Origin of the sequence: Rhizobium jaguaris, assembly GCF_003627755.1 — a bacterium.
In the GTDB taxonomy this organism is placed as follows: Bacteria; Pseudomonadota; Alphaproteobacteria; order Rhizobiales; family Rhizobiaceae; genus Rhizobium; species Rhizobium jaguaris.
This window is the reverse complement of the sequence record NZ_CP032695.1, coordinates 1355002-1367794: the sequence shown is the minus strand read 5'-3', so window position 1 is coordinate 1367794 and position 12793 is coordinate 1355002. Positions and strand designations below refer to the sequence as shown.

Below are 12793 nucleotides of genomic sequence, written 5' to 3'. Positions count from 1 at the left end.
TCGATATATTTTCTTCTTTCTAATATATCACTTGCCAACGATAGCGATATATGCGCGTGCCGCTGGCCATATCTTCAAGATTGGTGAAGACCCACTGACGAGAGCCCCAACGGGTGATTGGACCGTCGGATCCGCAATCGACTGGTTCAGATTTTGCGATGCCGGTGGTTGTCAAACCCGAAGGCGTGGGCGAAAACTAGCCGCATGGCAATCGCAAACGGCAAGTTTCTTCTTCAAGGTCCGGAAGACGCTGAGATCACCATTCTCCTCGCACATGGCGCAGGTGGACCGATGGACTCCGCTTCGATGAACGCCGCCGCCCAAACCCTTGCTGGCTGCGGTTTTCGTGTTGCGCGCTTTGAATTCGCCTATATGGCCGCGCGGCGCAGCTCCGGGTTACGAAAACCACCGCCCCGAGCGGAGACGTTGAAGGGCGAATATCTGGCGGCGGTCACTGACCTCAGCGCCACCGGCACGCTCATCATAGGTGGCAAGTCGATGGGCGGCCGCGTAGCAAGCATGATCGCCGATGATCTCTACGCCACCGGAAAGATCGCCGGATTGCTCTGCCTGGGTTATCCTTTTCATCCGCCAGGAAAACCCGAGGATCTGCGAACAGCGCACCTCGAGCAATTGAAAACTCCGACCCTGATCTGTCAGGGCACCCGAGATCAATTTGGCGCCCGCGAGGAAGTCGCCGATTATGTGCTGTCGGACGCGATTGAAATAGTCTGGCTCGAAGATGGCGACCATGATCTGAAGCCACGGAAGGCAGTTTCAGGTTTCACGGCCGCCGACCACCTGAGGACGGTGGCCGGGACTGTGCGGGCGTGGAGTACCCGCCTTCTTGATCGAAGATCGCCCGGCTGAGCGCGAAACCTTCAATCGTGTGAGGTGCCTTCTATCGGCCCGCCTCAAACACTGACAATCATGCCTCGTCCCCTTTAACCGCTCATCAAAACCGAACGCCGGCGTCACCGAACTTTTCAGCCTCCCTAGAAAGGCTGTTGAATAATTACCCGGTTCACCAGTCTGAGGCTGCGGTCCGGTTGGATGATGTAAGTTTCGAAAACATCGTCTCCCCATTGATCGGTGAAATGGTGCGGGAGTTGGCTTCCGATGGGAGATTTCGTGAGCTTCATCGTCGGCTGGCCGCCATAGGTGATGCTCCCCGGAATTGGTTGCAATGAAAAGTTGCTCGTCTGATTGCATGAGCAAGTGATCAGACCAACGGTTGCAAGAAGGATGATGCGCCGCATAGGCTCGCTCCGTGTTGCTATTCTGCTCTGCCTTGCACTTTAACAAGGGCTTGAGCTCGCGGAATGTGGCCCCAACAGCCACGCGCGTTGTACTGAGGCTATAGGTTAGGATGACGCGCCGTAAATGAATTTCCAACGCGATCTTCCGATTTCTCTCACTTGAACGATCGAGGTCGTCAGCCATATTTTGCGGTTAAGGGATCTCAAGGATATCCGAAATGCTGGAGTTGCAGGAACTGGCCGGCTGGATCATCGGCAAAGGCCTGTCCACGAACAATATCGGAGATATTCTGGAAGGCGTCGCAGAGCGGCTGGTAACACTTGGATATCCGCTTCTTCGAGCTTCGATTACCATGCCAGCCATCGATCCCCTGCAACGGGGCTTCTCCGTCGCGTGGTCGCGATCGTCGAGCATTTCGGTGGACGTTCAGGGACATGACGAAGCGGGTCAAGAGATGTTCCGCAGGTCACCCATTTCCTATCTTGTGGCAAACGGTCTTCGATATGGTCGCTGGAAGCTGCCGTCCGATGAGGACGCCGCACTCTACCCACTGCTGAAGGAATTATCTGATCTGGGAGCGACCGATTACTTGCTGAAGCTCACGGCCTACCCAGAAGGAACCGCCTTGGCAGGTGTCGGGTTCTCTCTTGCCGGTGAGGGTCCTGTGGGTTTCTCGGAACGACAAATTGCCGATCTCGATATTTTCTTACCCAGCCTTGCGCTTGCCTGCTACCGGATCGCGGCAACGCGCATCGCTACGGATATGCTTGCAGTCTATACCGGCACCCGCACCAGCGGGCGAATTCTCAGCGGACAGACACAGCGCGGTGAAGGCGCCGCCATCTATGCGGCTATCCTGCTGGCCGACCTCAAGAACTTTACCTTGCTCAACGAAAATCACGCACCGAACCATATTGTGGCATGGCTGAACGAGCATTTTGAGGCGATCGGACGGCCTGTCGAGCAGGACGGCGGCGAAATCCTGAAATTCATGGGCGACAGCCTGCTGGCTATTTTTCCGGCCGATGTGGAAAATCCCGCCGAGGCGTGCCGCCAGGCCCTGTCTGCAGCCAAGAAGGCACAGGAAGCCAATGCGACACTCAATCGTAGGCGAGTGGCTGCCGCGCAGCCAGAAATCCTCGTCGATATCGTTCTGCATGTTGGCGAGGTCTTCTATGGAAACGTCGGCGCCGTCCGCCGCCTCGATTTCACGGCGATTGGAAAGGCAGTCAATGAGGCGGCTCGCATCGAGAAGCTGTGCGACACCGTTAACCGCAGCCTGTTGGCGTCCGAGGCCTTTGCATTGCACTTTCAAGCTGGATTCGAAAAAGTGGGCACCTTCTCGCTTAAGGGCGTCACCCGGCCGGCAGAAATCTATACTTTGGCCGAGTGACCGGCGCGGACTTTCGCCCATCAAAGTTGCTGATGGGGCACATCATCTTTCTGAACTTGGAGGTCTGACGAGGCTTTGCTAAGAGCGGGGCATGACCAAAAACCTCCCTCCTGGCGCGATGTTCGCGTTGATCGCATGCGGAACCGTGCTTGGTATTGCGGGTACGGATCTCGTCCTTCCTGCCGTTCCGAGCCTGCCGCAGTCGTTGGGAGGAACGACCGCGCTGGCACAATTGGTATTGGCGGCCTACGCTCTCGGGACCCTGATCGGCCTGATCGCATTCGGAGAGCTTGGCGCTCGATTTGATCCGAGAAAATTGCTGGTGTGGTCGCTTGGCCTTTTCACACTGACGTCTTTCCTCGCGGTACTTGTGCCCTCGATCGAGTGGCTGATCGTTCTGCGCCTCGCACAAGGCGCGTTCGGTTCCGGTCCCGCGGTCTTTGCCCCTGGCTTCATCAGCAGTTCCAACTCACATGATAGGGCGGCAACCGTGCTTGGCAGGCTTGGTTCGATCGAATCCCTGACGCCCGCTTTGGCCCCCATAGCCGGGGCTTATCTTCTAGCACTTGGCGGATGGCAAATCTCTTTCGCCGTCCTTGGCGGTCTGGGCCTTGCAGTGTCAGCCGTTACATGGCGCTATGTGGCCTCATTTCCCGGGCGAGACCGGGCTCCGACCCCGCATCAAAGCTACATGACAATCATCCGAGACCGCGCGTTTCTCCGGTATGCGCTGAGCCAGGCTTTTTCGCTTGGAAGCATTCTTGTTTTTGTATTCGGCGCCCCGGCCGTGCTGACCGGGCCGCTCGGCAAAGGGATCCAATATTTCGTTATTCTTCAGGTCTGCGGCATTGCGATGTTCGTTATCGGGGCAAATCTGTCGAGCAGCCTGGCAAGAAGATTCGGAACGGACCGCGTCATCGCCACAGGAACTTGCGTCCTGACGCCGGCTTTCTTTCTCATCCTTGTCTATGCCGCGGCGGGGGGAGAGAACTTCGCGGTGCTTGTTGCCTTATGGATCATCGTCAATCTCGGATTCGGCACCAGGGGGCCGGTCGGGTTTCATCAAGCGATCGTAGCATCGCAAGGTGACCATTCGCGGGGTGCTGCCCTTGTCATAGCCAGCATTCTGGGCACGGCTGCGATTGGAACAGCGATTACCGCCCCATTCATAGGGATGGGCTTATGGCCTCTGGCATCAGCAGGTACGGCAATTGCGTTTCTTGGGCTGCTTTCGCTTGTCGCGTTAAGGCCTTCAGCCGCAAGGTCAACCAGCAGATCGCAACGGTAGCTTGCCTCCGTTGGGTCCGTCCCCATGCAGCTTGGTGTTCCGGTTCTCGTTTCTATTCGTCGTATCACCGCCGAGATCCAGATTTCACCATGCTGTATGTTGAGCCGGAATTGTGCCAAGAGATAAGCTGAGCATGTCACAGTTTTGAGGCTACATAACGATGAAGAAAATCGGCTTCCTATCGTTCGGGCACTGGACGCCCTCGACCCAATCGCAGACGCGGTCCGCATCCGACGCGCTTCTGCAGTCCATCGACCTCGCCGTCGCGGCCGAGGAACTCGGCGCCGACGGAGCCTATTTTCGCGTGCATCATTTCGCCCGGCAGCTTGCCTCGCCGTTCCCGCTGCTGGCGGCCGTCGGCGCGAAGACCAGCCGTATCGAGATCGGCACGGCGGTCATCGACATGCGCTACGAAAATCCACTCTATATGGCCGAAGATGCAGGTGCTGCCGACCTCATCGCCGGCGGACGTCTGCAGCTCGGCATCAGCCGCGGGTCCCCCGAACAAGTTATCGATGGATGGCGCCACTTCGGTTATGCGCCGACCGAAGGCGAGACCGAGTCTGAGATGGCCCGGCGCCACGCCGAGGTTCTGCTCGATGTGTTGCGCGGCGAAGGCTTCGCGCAGCCCAACCCACGGCCGATGTTCCCCAACCCTCCCGGCCTTCTGCGCGTCGAGCCGCATTCCGAGGGCCTGCGCGACCGGATCTGGTGGGGCGCCAGTTCAAACGCCACCGCCGCATGGGCGGCCAAGCTGGGGATGAACCTGCAGAGCTCCACGCTCAAGGATGACGAGAGCGGGCTTCCGTTCCACGTCCAGCAGGCCGATCAGATCAGGGTGTTTCGCGAGGCGTGGAAGGCCGCCGGCCATAAACGCGAGTCGCGGGTATCGGTCAGCCGAAGCATTTTTGCATTGGTGGATGATCGCGACCGAGCCTATTTCGGATACGGCAACCAGAACGAAGACAAGATCGGCTTCATCGACGAGAAGACCCGAGCGATCTTCGGTCGCAGCTACGCCGCTGAGCCGCACGCTCTTATCGAGCAACTGGCGAAGGACGAGGCTATTGCCGAGGCTGATACGCTGCTTCTGACAGTCCCCAACCAGCTCGGCGTGGACTATAACGCACATGTCATCGAAGCCATCCTGACTCACGTCGCCCCTACCCTCGGCTGGCGTTGACGCCGCTCAGAACAGGCATCGATCCTCGGCAATCGCCCGCTAAACGGCTTACCAATCGCATCAGCGCGATGTTCGACGACGATCAAATCTTGGAACCATGTCTCTCCTCAGTCGTTGCTTAAACATGCAAGCAAGGAGGATAAACTCATGCGAAACGCAATCATAGGATGCGCACTGGCAGTTCTCGCTGTGGGTTCCGTTGCCGTCCCTGCATTCGCGCAGGACGTCATTGTCGGCGGCCCCTCGTATGATGACGGCTATTATTACCCGCACCATCGTGATCGCGCCGGCGTGATCATAAGCGATCAGGGTATCTCGATCGGCAGACTTCGCGAGCGCGATCGTTATTATGACCGCGACCGGTGCTATACCAAGAGCATTACCCGCATAAATGAAGATGGTGATCGGGTCACAAGGACGATTCGACGCTGCGACTAGCAGCAACCGAGACCCGGCATATCTGTCGGGCCTCGCTGATTTTGGATAGCAAGCGTCTCCGCGTGAACACGTCGACGCCGGGAGCTTCCATCCCTTCAGCTTAGTGAGGGATTGATAACGTCGATCTCGTTGAACGCTAATCGAAAGGCCCTTCCCGCCCGTTTCCACCGGATAACCCGCCAACCACTATTTCCATCTCACGTTCCTCTCTCAAGGCCGCAGGAAATGATTGACGAGTGCGGGGCTGGGCCGGACTTATTCAAGCGCGGCCGGGCGATACTTCAAGCGCACCCTACCCCGCCGGCTAACTCGGCTCGCGATGAAGAACGACTGACGCCTCAGTCGATAACCGGGCAGCCGCGCCGGTTGGCAAAGACCATGCGGTCAGGGCCGCCGTCATTCCAGCCACGGACGACGATGCGCCGTCCATTCATCTGGACTGAATCGATGCGCCGGAAGCCTTCGTCACGCGCGGCTGCCATGAGCTCACGCCGGCTGCAGCCGCCACCGTAATAGTCTCTCTGCGAGTGATCCCAGTATTGATCCTGGTGATGGGCCCACGGCGGCGGCCCGTTGTCCTGGTTATCGTCGAAATACTGCGCCATTGCGACCGAGGGAAGCAATTGCGACGCTGCCAATCCAGCCAACGCTATGTAAGAAACTGCTGCGAGACGTCCAAACATCTTTTGCTCCTTCTGATGTCGGTTCCTTGAGTGAACGATACGACACTTACCTGAACACTACCCGAACAAGCCGTTCATTCAGCCACCTTGGTACCATAACGGTACGGCTCGCTTATCCTGCGCTACACTCGGACAGCGAGATGTGACGTCTTCCATGCCACTTACAAAGTTAAATAGCGCAGGTATCTAAAGACGGTAGTCATACGAAATGCGTCACCGCCGCATATGGCTGATAACGACGACGCATTGCCAACCGGATGAGGTAAATTCAAGGAGCAAACACGATGGCCAGCAAGGCACCAGAGAGGTCGGCGAAGGTCGCAAAAAAGACCACCATCAAGCGGGTTGCTGAGGAGCCAGCCCTCCTCGCAGGCGGCAATCCTCAGATCGCGAAGGCCGACGGCGACGCCCCTGTGCAGGCCTACATCGCGGCTTTGCCGGGCTGGAAAGGCGATGTCGGGCGCCGCCTGGACGCGCTGATCGCACGCACCGTTCCCGGCGTGCATAAGGCGGTAAAGTGGAACTCGCCGCTATATGGAATCGAGGGCGGCGGCTGGTTCCTCGGCATCCATACATTCACGAATTATGTCAAAGTGGCTTTTTTCCGCGGCACGTCGCTGCGACCTGTTCCCCCCGGCGAGTCCAAGAGCAAGGACACACGCTACCTCAACATCCGCGAGGACGACCAGCTTGACGAAGCTCAGCTCGCGGCCTGGGTGAAGCAGGCCAGCCAATTGCCGGGCGAGCGAATGTGAGCAGCCATTAAACGTGTGTGCACGGCGCGAGGACGATCTGCGGGTCTGGATTGACCATCGAAGACCCGATAGAAACAACATGCGGTGGCGCCAAACGCTAATAAACGGTACTGAAGCGCCGGGTGGGTAACAAGCCATGAGGAAGGCGACAACAACGATGGAGAACAGCGTCTCAAAAGAAGGAGAAGACTCTCCCTCTCAGCTGATAGATGCGAGAATCAAGCAGCTGAATGATTGGCGGGGCGAGACGCTCGCTCGGATCCGGACTCTCATCAAACAGGCCGACCCGGAAGTGGTCGAGGAATGGAAGTGGAGAGGGGTTCCTGTGTGGTCGCACGCCGGAATAATCTGCACCGGTGAGACCTACAAGGAAGTCGTCAAGATGACCTTCGCCAAGGGCGCCTCTTTGGAAGATCCTTCCGGTCTCTTCAATTCCAGCCTCGAAGGCAATACCCGGCGTGCCATCGATTTTCGCGAGAGCGACGCGATCGATGAAGATGCGTTGAAGGCGCTCATTCGCGCCGCCGTGGCAGTGAATACATCGGCGCGCGCTGCCGCTCGCCCCGCCCGCGCCCAGAAGAAACCGAAAAGCGCGTGAGGGAAGCCGGCCACAGAAGCCATTGACGGCCTGCCGACTGTCGAAAGCGGGCCGGCTCCGGCGTCCTAGGCCTCCGTCTTTATGCGCATGAGAACAAAAAAATAATGCCGATCGTCGCCCTCGGCTGCCATCACGCCGAGGAGCCGATCATCATCAATTCTGCGGAAATAGTCGGTGATCGGCTGACTGTCATAGACCATTGCAGCGCTCGTCTTGCCTCGGAAGGACATCGATCGCAGGGAGGCGACCGGCCCCTTTGCCCGCCACATCTTCTGCAGATACGAAAACCAGCCGCGCGCCGCCCTGGTCCGCCCGACGCGATGAAAGCGGAAGGCGAGTTTCAAAGGGATCATTCCCGGGTCGATCGCCACGAGCCGGTGAGGTCCTACCGCAAATAGCAGAGCATCGGCTCTACGATCAGACCTGAAGCGCTTGCCGTACCATCCGAGATTTTCCAGGACGCCGTCCAGCGGGTGGCCGGACGCGATGCCATGACCCTGCCAAAGACCGGTGAGTTCGCCGACCGAGGCTGCGTCCAGGCAATCGAAATAGCCAAAGGCTTCGGCCTGCGATCGGAAACTGCTTGGAATTTGCCGCGTGTTTTCCACGTCGCTCAGCCGGCGCTTTCGACAGCCGTCGACATACGATTTCGGTCATTCATGACAAGACCTCCTCAAAAGGCGGGCGGAGCAGCCCGTTTCAGGAACATTGATGATCGAATCAAGTTCCGCATCGTCTCATCTCAAAACAACCAGATGCCGTTCTTTCGACAATCTTGTGCTACTATTTTACGCTTTGACTGGACAGCGTCGGTTCGGCTGCAAATTCCGAGGCAATCCGCCCCCTGATTCCGAAATGATGTCGCCCCCCAATTCCGAGAATTAGTCGCCCCCTTGTTCCGAGATGATGCCGCCCCTACGGAGGGATGTGGCAAGGGTGTTCTGCCGGTGTGAAGTTCCTTCCGTCAATGATGACAAGGAAGGAACGGGATGCCTGCGGAGAGACTGGAGATGCGGCGTGTCCGCGAGATACTGAGATATCGGTCCGAGCAAGGGCTGGGCCACAAATCGATTGCGGTTCGGGTCGGAGCAGCAGCCTCGACGGTGCGCGAGACGCTGCGACGGGCGGCGGCTGCGGGGCTTTCGTGGCCGTTGGATGATGACGTGAGTGATGCCGTCCTGGAGGCGGCGCTCTACCGTGCGGCTGGGACGAAGACGGGTCATCGTCGCGCACCGGAGCCTGACTGGGTGCAAGTCCATCGCGAGCTCAAGCGCAAGCACGTGACGCTGCAAATTCTCTGGGACGAATACATAAGCCGTTATCCCGATGGTTACCGCTACAGCCGATATTGTGACCTCTATCGCGGCTGGGCGTTGAAGCTGCCGGTGACGATGCGGCAGGATCATATGGCGGGCGACAAATTGTTCGTCGACTACGCCGGCGACACGGTCACTGTTGTCGTTGATCGGCTGTCGGGCAAAACACGGCAGGCCCATTTATTTGTCGCTGTCCTGGGGGCATCCAGTCTTTCGTTCGCGCAGGCGCGCTGGACCGAGACGCTTCCGGACTGGGTCGAATGCCATGTTCAGGCGCTGGAGTTCTTCGGCGGTGCGCCGGCGTTGCTGGTTCCCGACAATGCCAAGGTGGCGATCATCAAGGCGTGCCACTTCGATCCCCAGGTCAACCGGACGTATTGCGCGATGGCAGCGCATTATGGCAGCGCCGTCCTGCCGACGAGGCCGAGACGCCCCCGCGACAAGGCGAAAGTCGAGGCTGCGGTTCGTATCGTCGAGCGTTGGCTGCTGGGCCGCCTCCGCCATCGCACCTTCTACAGTCTGGCCGAAGTCAATGCGGCGATTGCCGACTTGCTATATGATTTGAACGACAGGCGTGTCCTTCGCCGGGTTGGCGTCACGCGCCGCCAATTGTTCGAAGAGCTCGACCGGCCCGCTTTAAGGCCATTGCCCGTTGAACGCTATGTCTTTGCGGAATGGCGTATCCGGCGTGCTGGATTGGATTACCACGTCGAGATCGAGCGGCATTATTACTCCGTTCCCTATCGCTTTGCTCGCGAGCAAGTCGAGGCGCGCATCACCGCCAATACGATCGAGATATTCCACAAAGGCGAGCGAATAGCCGCTCATCGCCGCTCCAGCGGTAACGGCAAGCACACCACAATCCCCGATCACATGCCCTCGGCCCACCGCCGCTTTGCCGACTGGACGATCGAACGCATTCAACGCGAGGCCTCTTCCATCGGGCCGGAGGTTGCATTGCTGTGTGAGAAGATCCTCGCCGACAGGCCGCACCCGGAGCAGGGCTTTCGAGCCTGCATGGGAATTATCCGCCTGAACAAAAGCTTTGGCCGCGACAGAGTGAACGCTGCTTGCAGCCGTGCGCTTGAGATCGGGGCCCGGACCTACGGTTCGGTGCGCTCCATCCTCGACAATCATCTCGATCGAGCCGCCTCCACCAATGGACCACCTTCGCATGAGCCTATCCAACACGAAAACATCCGTGGACCTCGCTATTACCACTAAGGAGAACAAAGAATGCTTGCCCATCCAACACTCGACAAACTCAATTCCATGGGCCTGGCCGGCATGGCAAAGGCCTTCGGGGAGCTCGTCACCAACGGCGAAGCCGAACATCTCTCGCATGCCGAGTGGCTAGGACTGCTGCTCGAACGGGAGTGGAGTTCCCGCTACGATCGTAAGCTTGCCGCACGCCTCAGGTTTGCCAAGCTTCGCCACCAGGCCACCCCGGAAGATGTCGACTACCGCAGCGAGCGCGGCCTTGATCGCGCGCTCTTCATGAAGCTGCTCGGCGGCGACTGGATCAACGCTCATGACAATCTGGCCATTTGCGGACCCTCGGGTGTCGGAAAAAGCTGGTTAGCCTGCGCTCTCGGCCACAAGGCTTGCCGTGACGATCGTTCCGTTCTCTATCAGCGTGTCCCACGACTGTTTGCTCAGCTCGCACTTGCTCGCGGCGACGGCAGGTATGCTCGGCTGCAACGTACCCTGGGCCATGTTCAAGTCCTGATCCTCGACGACTGGGGTCTCGAACCGCTCAACGAACAGGCCCGGCACGACCTCCTCGAAATCCTGGAAGATCGCTACGGCCGCAGATCAACCATCATTACCAGCCAACTTCCGGTGTCGGCATGGCACGACGTCATAGGAAACCCGACTTATGCTGATGCCATCCTGGATCGCCTCGTTCACAACGCCCATCGCATCGAATTGAGCGGCGATAGCCTACGCCGAAACCTGCCCCGAAAAGCTTGACACCCCGCCTAAATGGACTGACAACAATCATCGCCTGCAGACCCCACTAAACAGGGGGCGAGATCATCCCGGAATCAAGGGGCGCAATCATCTCGGAACAAAGGGGCGGCTTCATCGGAATCGGCAGTTCGGCCGACCGGCCAGTTATCTGCCTTTAGGGCATACGCTCTCCTGTCGAAAAGCTGCCTTATTTGTAACCCTGATTTGTAATTCGGCTTACTTGTGCAGCTTTTTCTTACGGAGATGGAATTTTTTGATCTTGCTCTTGGAACAGAGCGGTAAAAGCCATCGTTTGTCTAACCTTATCTGAAAGACAAAGGAGGAACAGAATGAGCGCTCTCGCATGGGAGGCACCCGTCTCCGTCATTGTCAGCAGCGGGAAACAAAAGGCCGTCAAAAGCCCGGCTGAGGCCGTAGGGTGCCTGGAAAAAGAATGGCCCATCACCGATGGTGTCTTTTTGAGAGAGGCCAAGAAGGTCTGCAACGCCGCGCTCGAACATGAATGTACGGCGAGCGAGGCACGGGACGCCTTCGAGATGGCCTCGATCGAGGCACTTCTGGTTTGTCGATGAGGCTGTTGGCTGATCGCTCTTTCGCCGGCGGGGACGCCAAGTGCGGCTTTACCGAGATATTTTCCCCACAGTTTGAGCTTTGGCCGCGTTAAGCCCAACCACGCTCGCGTTACCGCCAGCGGCATTAACATGGGGTCTTGGCTCTCTCGGGTCATATTCTGGCGATTGGCGACCAAGGGCGGACAGGCCCTGCCGCCTCCCCGGAACGTTTTTTGCAAGGTTACCGAAATCTATATGTTTCGGAGGTAATGCGTTTTGAATCGAGACACCTTGCAGCCATTTTCTGCCGTAACGCTGGTGATGGGAGGTACGGACGGTTATCGGCGGGTCAATTCGGTACGAGAGGCCGCTGAGACTCTGCTGGAGCACTGGCCGATTGAAGATGGTGAAGAGTACGTGACCGCGGTGCGAATATGCCTCGATGCGATGATGGGTGTGACCTGCCCAGAGGCTGCCCGGGAGGCATTCATCAAAGCAGCAAAAGAAGCCGGGATATCTTTGTTGCAGTAGGCATTGCTCAAGCCACTGCGGCCTTCCGGTCATATCCACCCATCAGTACGGGCGAACGAAATATCGCACCGCTGCGACGGGAACCAAAGCGCTTCGTCTGAGTTCATACCATCGGGACGTTTGCGCCCCGCAGCTCACGGTGTACCACGCCGGCCACTGGAGCGTGAGCCCGCCGCGACTACTGACTCCCGGTCTGCGGCGGGCTTTTGTTCGTGGCTGGCGCCCGTTACTGAAGCCTGCGGATTTCACGACGGCCTGCTATTTCATTCGCACACCTTTATTTGTTTCAACGCTGCGGTAATGCCGGAGAGTGAGTAGGAATAGCTAGTCGCCGTTCCACGCCGCGACGTGGCTTGCACGCTAAGCTCGTTGCCCGACTTCATGGCATCCACCATGGTGGGCTCCTGTGATTGATCCTCGACCCAGCCATGTCTGTCCTTGGCGAACATGGTGAAGGTGGCATCACCAATCGTGGCTTGTATTGGCGCGCCCTGCTTCAGATCGTAGCCCATGGCAACTTCAGGCATATATGCCTTTCCGTCGGGACCGCGCGCGACGATGAAGAAATTGCTCCCATGGTCAACCGTCGACGGTACCTGACTAGTGGGTGTCGATAGGACATAGCAGCTAACTTCACTTCCGGACCGATAGGAATAGGCGCCCCAAGCATCAAATTGCCCGATGCGGGCCGGCGGCTCGGCATATGCGGTGGAAAAGCCTAACAATACGAGCGCGAGCGCGGTGGGGAGTTTTTTGGCGAACATGATTTCCTGCCCTTTCATATGACATGCCGAAGCCAATGGAGCGGAGGGCTCTTTGGCTG

At 58.2% G+C, this 12793-nt stretch carries 15 protein-coding genes; 11 read left to right on the top strand and 4 right to left on the bottom strand.

The annotated features are described in order from the left end of the window. Positions 1-204 precede the first annotated feature (204 nt). Complete coding sequence (locus tag CCGE525_RS28635; protein WP_120707624.1) at positions 205-870, top strand: alpha/beta hydrolase family protein; 666 nt, start codon at positions 205-207, stop codon at positions 868-870. A gap of 125 nt (positions 871-995) precedes the next feature. On the opposite strand, the gene CCGE525_RS28630 is transcribed toward CCGE525_RS28635, so the two are convergent. Next, the gene (locus CCGE525_RS28630) at positions 996-1259 is read right to left on the bottom strand and encodes a hypothetical protein (protein ID WP_120707623.1); all 264 of its coding nucleotides are present in this window, start codon (positions 1257-1259) and stop codon (positions 996-998) included. Positions 1260-1477: 218 nt separating this feature from the next. On the opposite strand from CCGE525_RS28630, the gene CCGE525_RS28625 reads away from it, so the two are divergent. From CCGE525_RS28625 to CCGE525_RS28610, 4 genes are all read left to right on the top strand, one after another. Beyond that, positions 1478-2653, top strand: coding sequence for an adenylate/guanylate cyclase domain-containing protein (locus tag CCGE525_RS28625; protein WP_120707622.1), 1176 nt, complete (start codon positions 1478-1480; stop codon positions 2651-2653). Positions 2654-2744: 91 nt separating this feature from the next. After that, the gene (locus tag CCGE525_RS28620) at positions 2745-3941 is read left to right on the top strand and encodes an MFS transporter (RefSeq protein ID WP_120707621.1); all 1197 of its coding nucleotides are present in this window, start codon (positions 2745-2747) and stop codon (positions 3939-3941) included. A gap of 160 nt (positions 3942-4101) precedes the next feature. Next, positions 4102-5124, top strand: coding sequence for an LLM class flavin-dependent oxidoreductase (locus CCGE525_RS28615; protein WP_120707620.1), 1023 nt, complete (start codon positions 4102-4104; stop codon positions 5122-5124). Between the two features lie 147 nt (positions 5125-5271). Further along, positions 5272-5562, top strand: coding sequence for a hypothetical protein (locus tag CCGE525_RS28610; RefSeq protein ID WP_120707619.1), 291 nt, complete (start codon positions 5272-5274; stop codon positions 5560-5562). Between the two features lie 338 nt (positions 5563-5900). On the opposite strand, the gene CCGE525_RS28605 is transcribed toward CCGE525_RS28610, so the two are convergent. Continuing rightward, positions 5901-6245: a hypothetical protein gene (locus CCGE525_RS28605; RefSeq protein WP_120707618.1), complete on the bottom strand. Its 345-nt coding sequence runs from the start codon at positions 6243-6245 to the stop codon at positions 5901-5903. A 284-nt stretch (positions 6246-6529) separates the two neighbouring features. On the opposite strand from CCGE525_RS28605, the gene CCGE525_RS28600 reads away from it, so the two are divergent. Both CCGE525_RS28600 and CCGE525_RS28595 read left to right on the top strand, forming a co-directional pair. After that, positions 6530-7000, top strand: a complete 471-nt coding sequence (locus CCGE525_RS28600) for a DUF1801 domain-containing protein (RefSeq protein ID WP_120707617.1) — start codon at positions 6530-6532, stop codon at positions 6998-7000. Between the two features lie 136 nt (positions 7001-7136). Then, positions 7137-7598, top strand: a complete 462-nt coding sequence (locus CCGE525_RS28595; protein WP_120707616.1) for a DUF1801 domain-containing protein — start codon at positions 7137-7139, stop codon at positions 7596-7598. A gap of 65 nt (positions 7599-7663) precedes the next feature. Here the strand turns inward: CCGE525_RS28595 and CCGE525_RS28590 are convergent, their stop codons facing one another. After that, the gene (locus tag CCGE525_RS28590) at positions 7664-8137 is read right to left on the bottom strand and encodes a DUF4334 domain-containing protein (protein ID WP_245472333.1); all 474 of its coding nucleotides are present in this window, start codon (positions 8135-8137) and stop codon (positions 7664-7666) included. A 471-nt stretch (positions 8138-8608) separates the two neighbouring features. On the opposite strand from CCGE525_RS28590, the gene istA reads away from it, so the two are divergent. From istA to CCGE525_RS28570, 4 genes are all read left to right on the top strand, one after another. Then, the gene (gene istA / locus CCGE525_RS28585) at positions 8609-10138 is read left to right on the top strand and encodes an IS21 family transposase (protein ID WP_120703235.1); all 1530 of its coding nucleotides are present in this window, start codon (positions 8609-8611) and stop codon (positions 10136-10138) included. 12 nt (positions 10139-10150) lie between these two features. Then, positions 10151-10888 carry an IS21-like element helper ATPase IstB gene (istB, locus tag CCGE525_RS28580; RefSeq protein WP_120702904.1) on the top strand — a complete coding sequence of 246 codons (738 nt, stop codon included), beginning with the start codon at positions 10151-10153 and terminating at the stop codon, positions 10886-10888. 329 nt (positions 10889-11217) lie between these two features. Further along, positions 11218-11460, top strand: coding sequence for a DUF982 domain-containing protein (locus tag CCGE525_RS28575; RefSeq protein ID WP_120707615.1), 243 nt, complete (start codon positions 11218-11220; stop codon positions 11458-11460). Between the two features lie 255 nt (positions 11461-11715). After that, positions 11716-11970, top strand: coding sequence for a DUF982 domain-containing protein (locus CCGE525_RS28570; RefSeq protein ID WP_120707614.1), 255 nt, complete (start codon positions 11716-11718; stop codon positions 11968-11970). Positions 11971-12233: 263 nt separating this feature from the next. Here the strand turns inward: CCGE525_RS28570 and CCGE525_RS28565 are convergent, their stop codons facing one another. Continuing rightward, complete coding sequence (locus CCGE525_RS28565; RefSeq protein WP_120708672.1) at positions 12234-12734, bottom strand: invasion associated locus B family protein; 501 nt, start codon at positions 12732-12734, stop codon at positions 12234-12236. Positions 12735-12793: the final 59 nt, after the last annotated feature.

Excerpts from the sequence above, each read along its gene's own strand:
- CCGE525_RS28635 (WP_120707624.1), top strand. The coding sequence starts at position 205 with ATGGCAATCGCAAACGGCAAGTTTCTTCTTCAAGGTCCGGAAGACGCT.
- CCGE525_RS28630 (WP_120707623.1), bottom strand. The coding sequence starts at position 1,259 with ATGCGGCGCATCATCCTTCTTGCAACCGTTGGTCTGATCACTTGCTCA.
- CCGE525_RS28625 (WP_120707622.1), top strand. The coding sequence starts at position 1,478 with ATGCTGGAGTTGCAGGAACTGGCCGGCTGGATCATCGGCAAAGGCCTG.
- CCGE525_RS28620 (WP_120707621.1), top strand. The coding sequence starts at position 2,745 with ATGACCAAAAACCTCCCTCCTGGCGCGATGTTCGCGTTGATCGCATGC.
- CCGE525_RS28615 (WP_120707620.1), top strand. The coding sequence starts at position 4,102 with ATGAAGAAAATCGGCTTCCTATCGTTCGGGCACTGGACGCCCTCGACC.
- CCGE525_RS28610 (WP_120707619.1), top strand. The coding sequence starts at position 5,272 with ATGCGAAACGCAATCATAGGATGCGCACTGGCAGTTCTCGCTGTGGGT.
- CCGE525_RS28605 (WP_120707618.1), bottom strand. The coding sequence starts at position 6,245 with ATGTTTGGACGTCTCGCAGCAGTTTCTTACATAGCGTTGGCTGGATTG.
- CCGE525_RS28600 (WP_120707617.1), top strand. The coding sequence starts at position 6,530 with ATGGCCAGCAAGGCACCAGAGAGGTCGGCGAAGGTCGCAAAAAAGACC.
- CCGE525_RS28595 (WP_120707616.1), top strand. The coding sequence starts at position 7,137 with ATGAGGAAGGCGACAACAACGATGGAGAACAGCGTCTCAAAAGAAGGA.
- istA (WP_120703235.1), top strand. The coding sequence starts at position 8,609 with ATGCGGCGTGTCCGCGAGATACTGAGATATCGGTCCGAGCAAGGGCTG.
- istB (WP_120702904.1), top strand. The coding sequence starts at position 10,151 with ATGCTTGCCCATCCAACACTCGACAAACTCAATTCCATGGGCCTGGCC.
- CCGE525_RS28575 (WP_120707615.1), top strand. The coding sequence starts at position 11,218 with ATGAGCGCTCTCGCATGGGAGGCACCCGTCTCCGTCATTGTCAGCAGC.
- CCGE525_RS28565 (WP_120708672.1), bottom strand. The coding sequence starts at position 12,734 with ATGTTCGCCAAAAAACTCCCCACCGCGCTCGCGCTCGTATTGTTAGGC.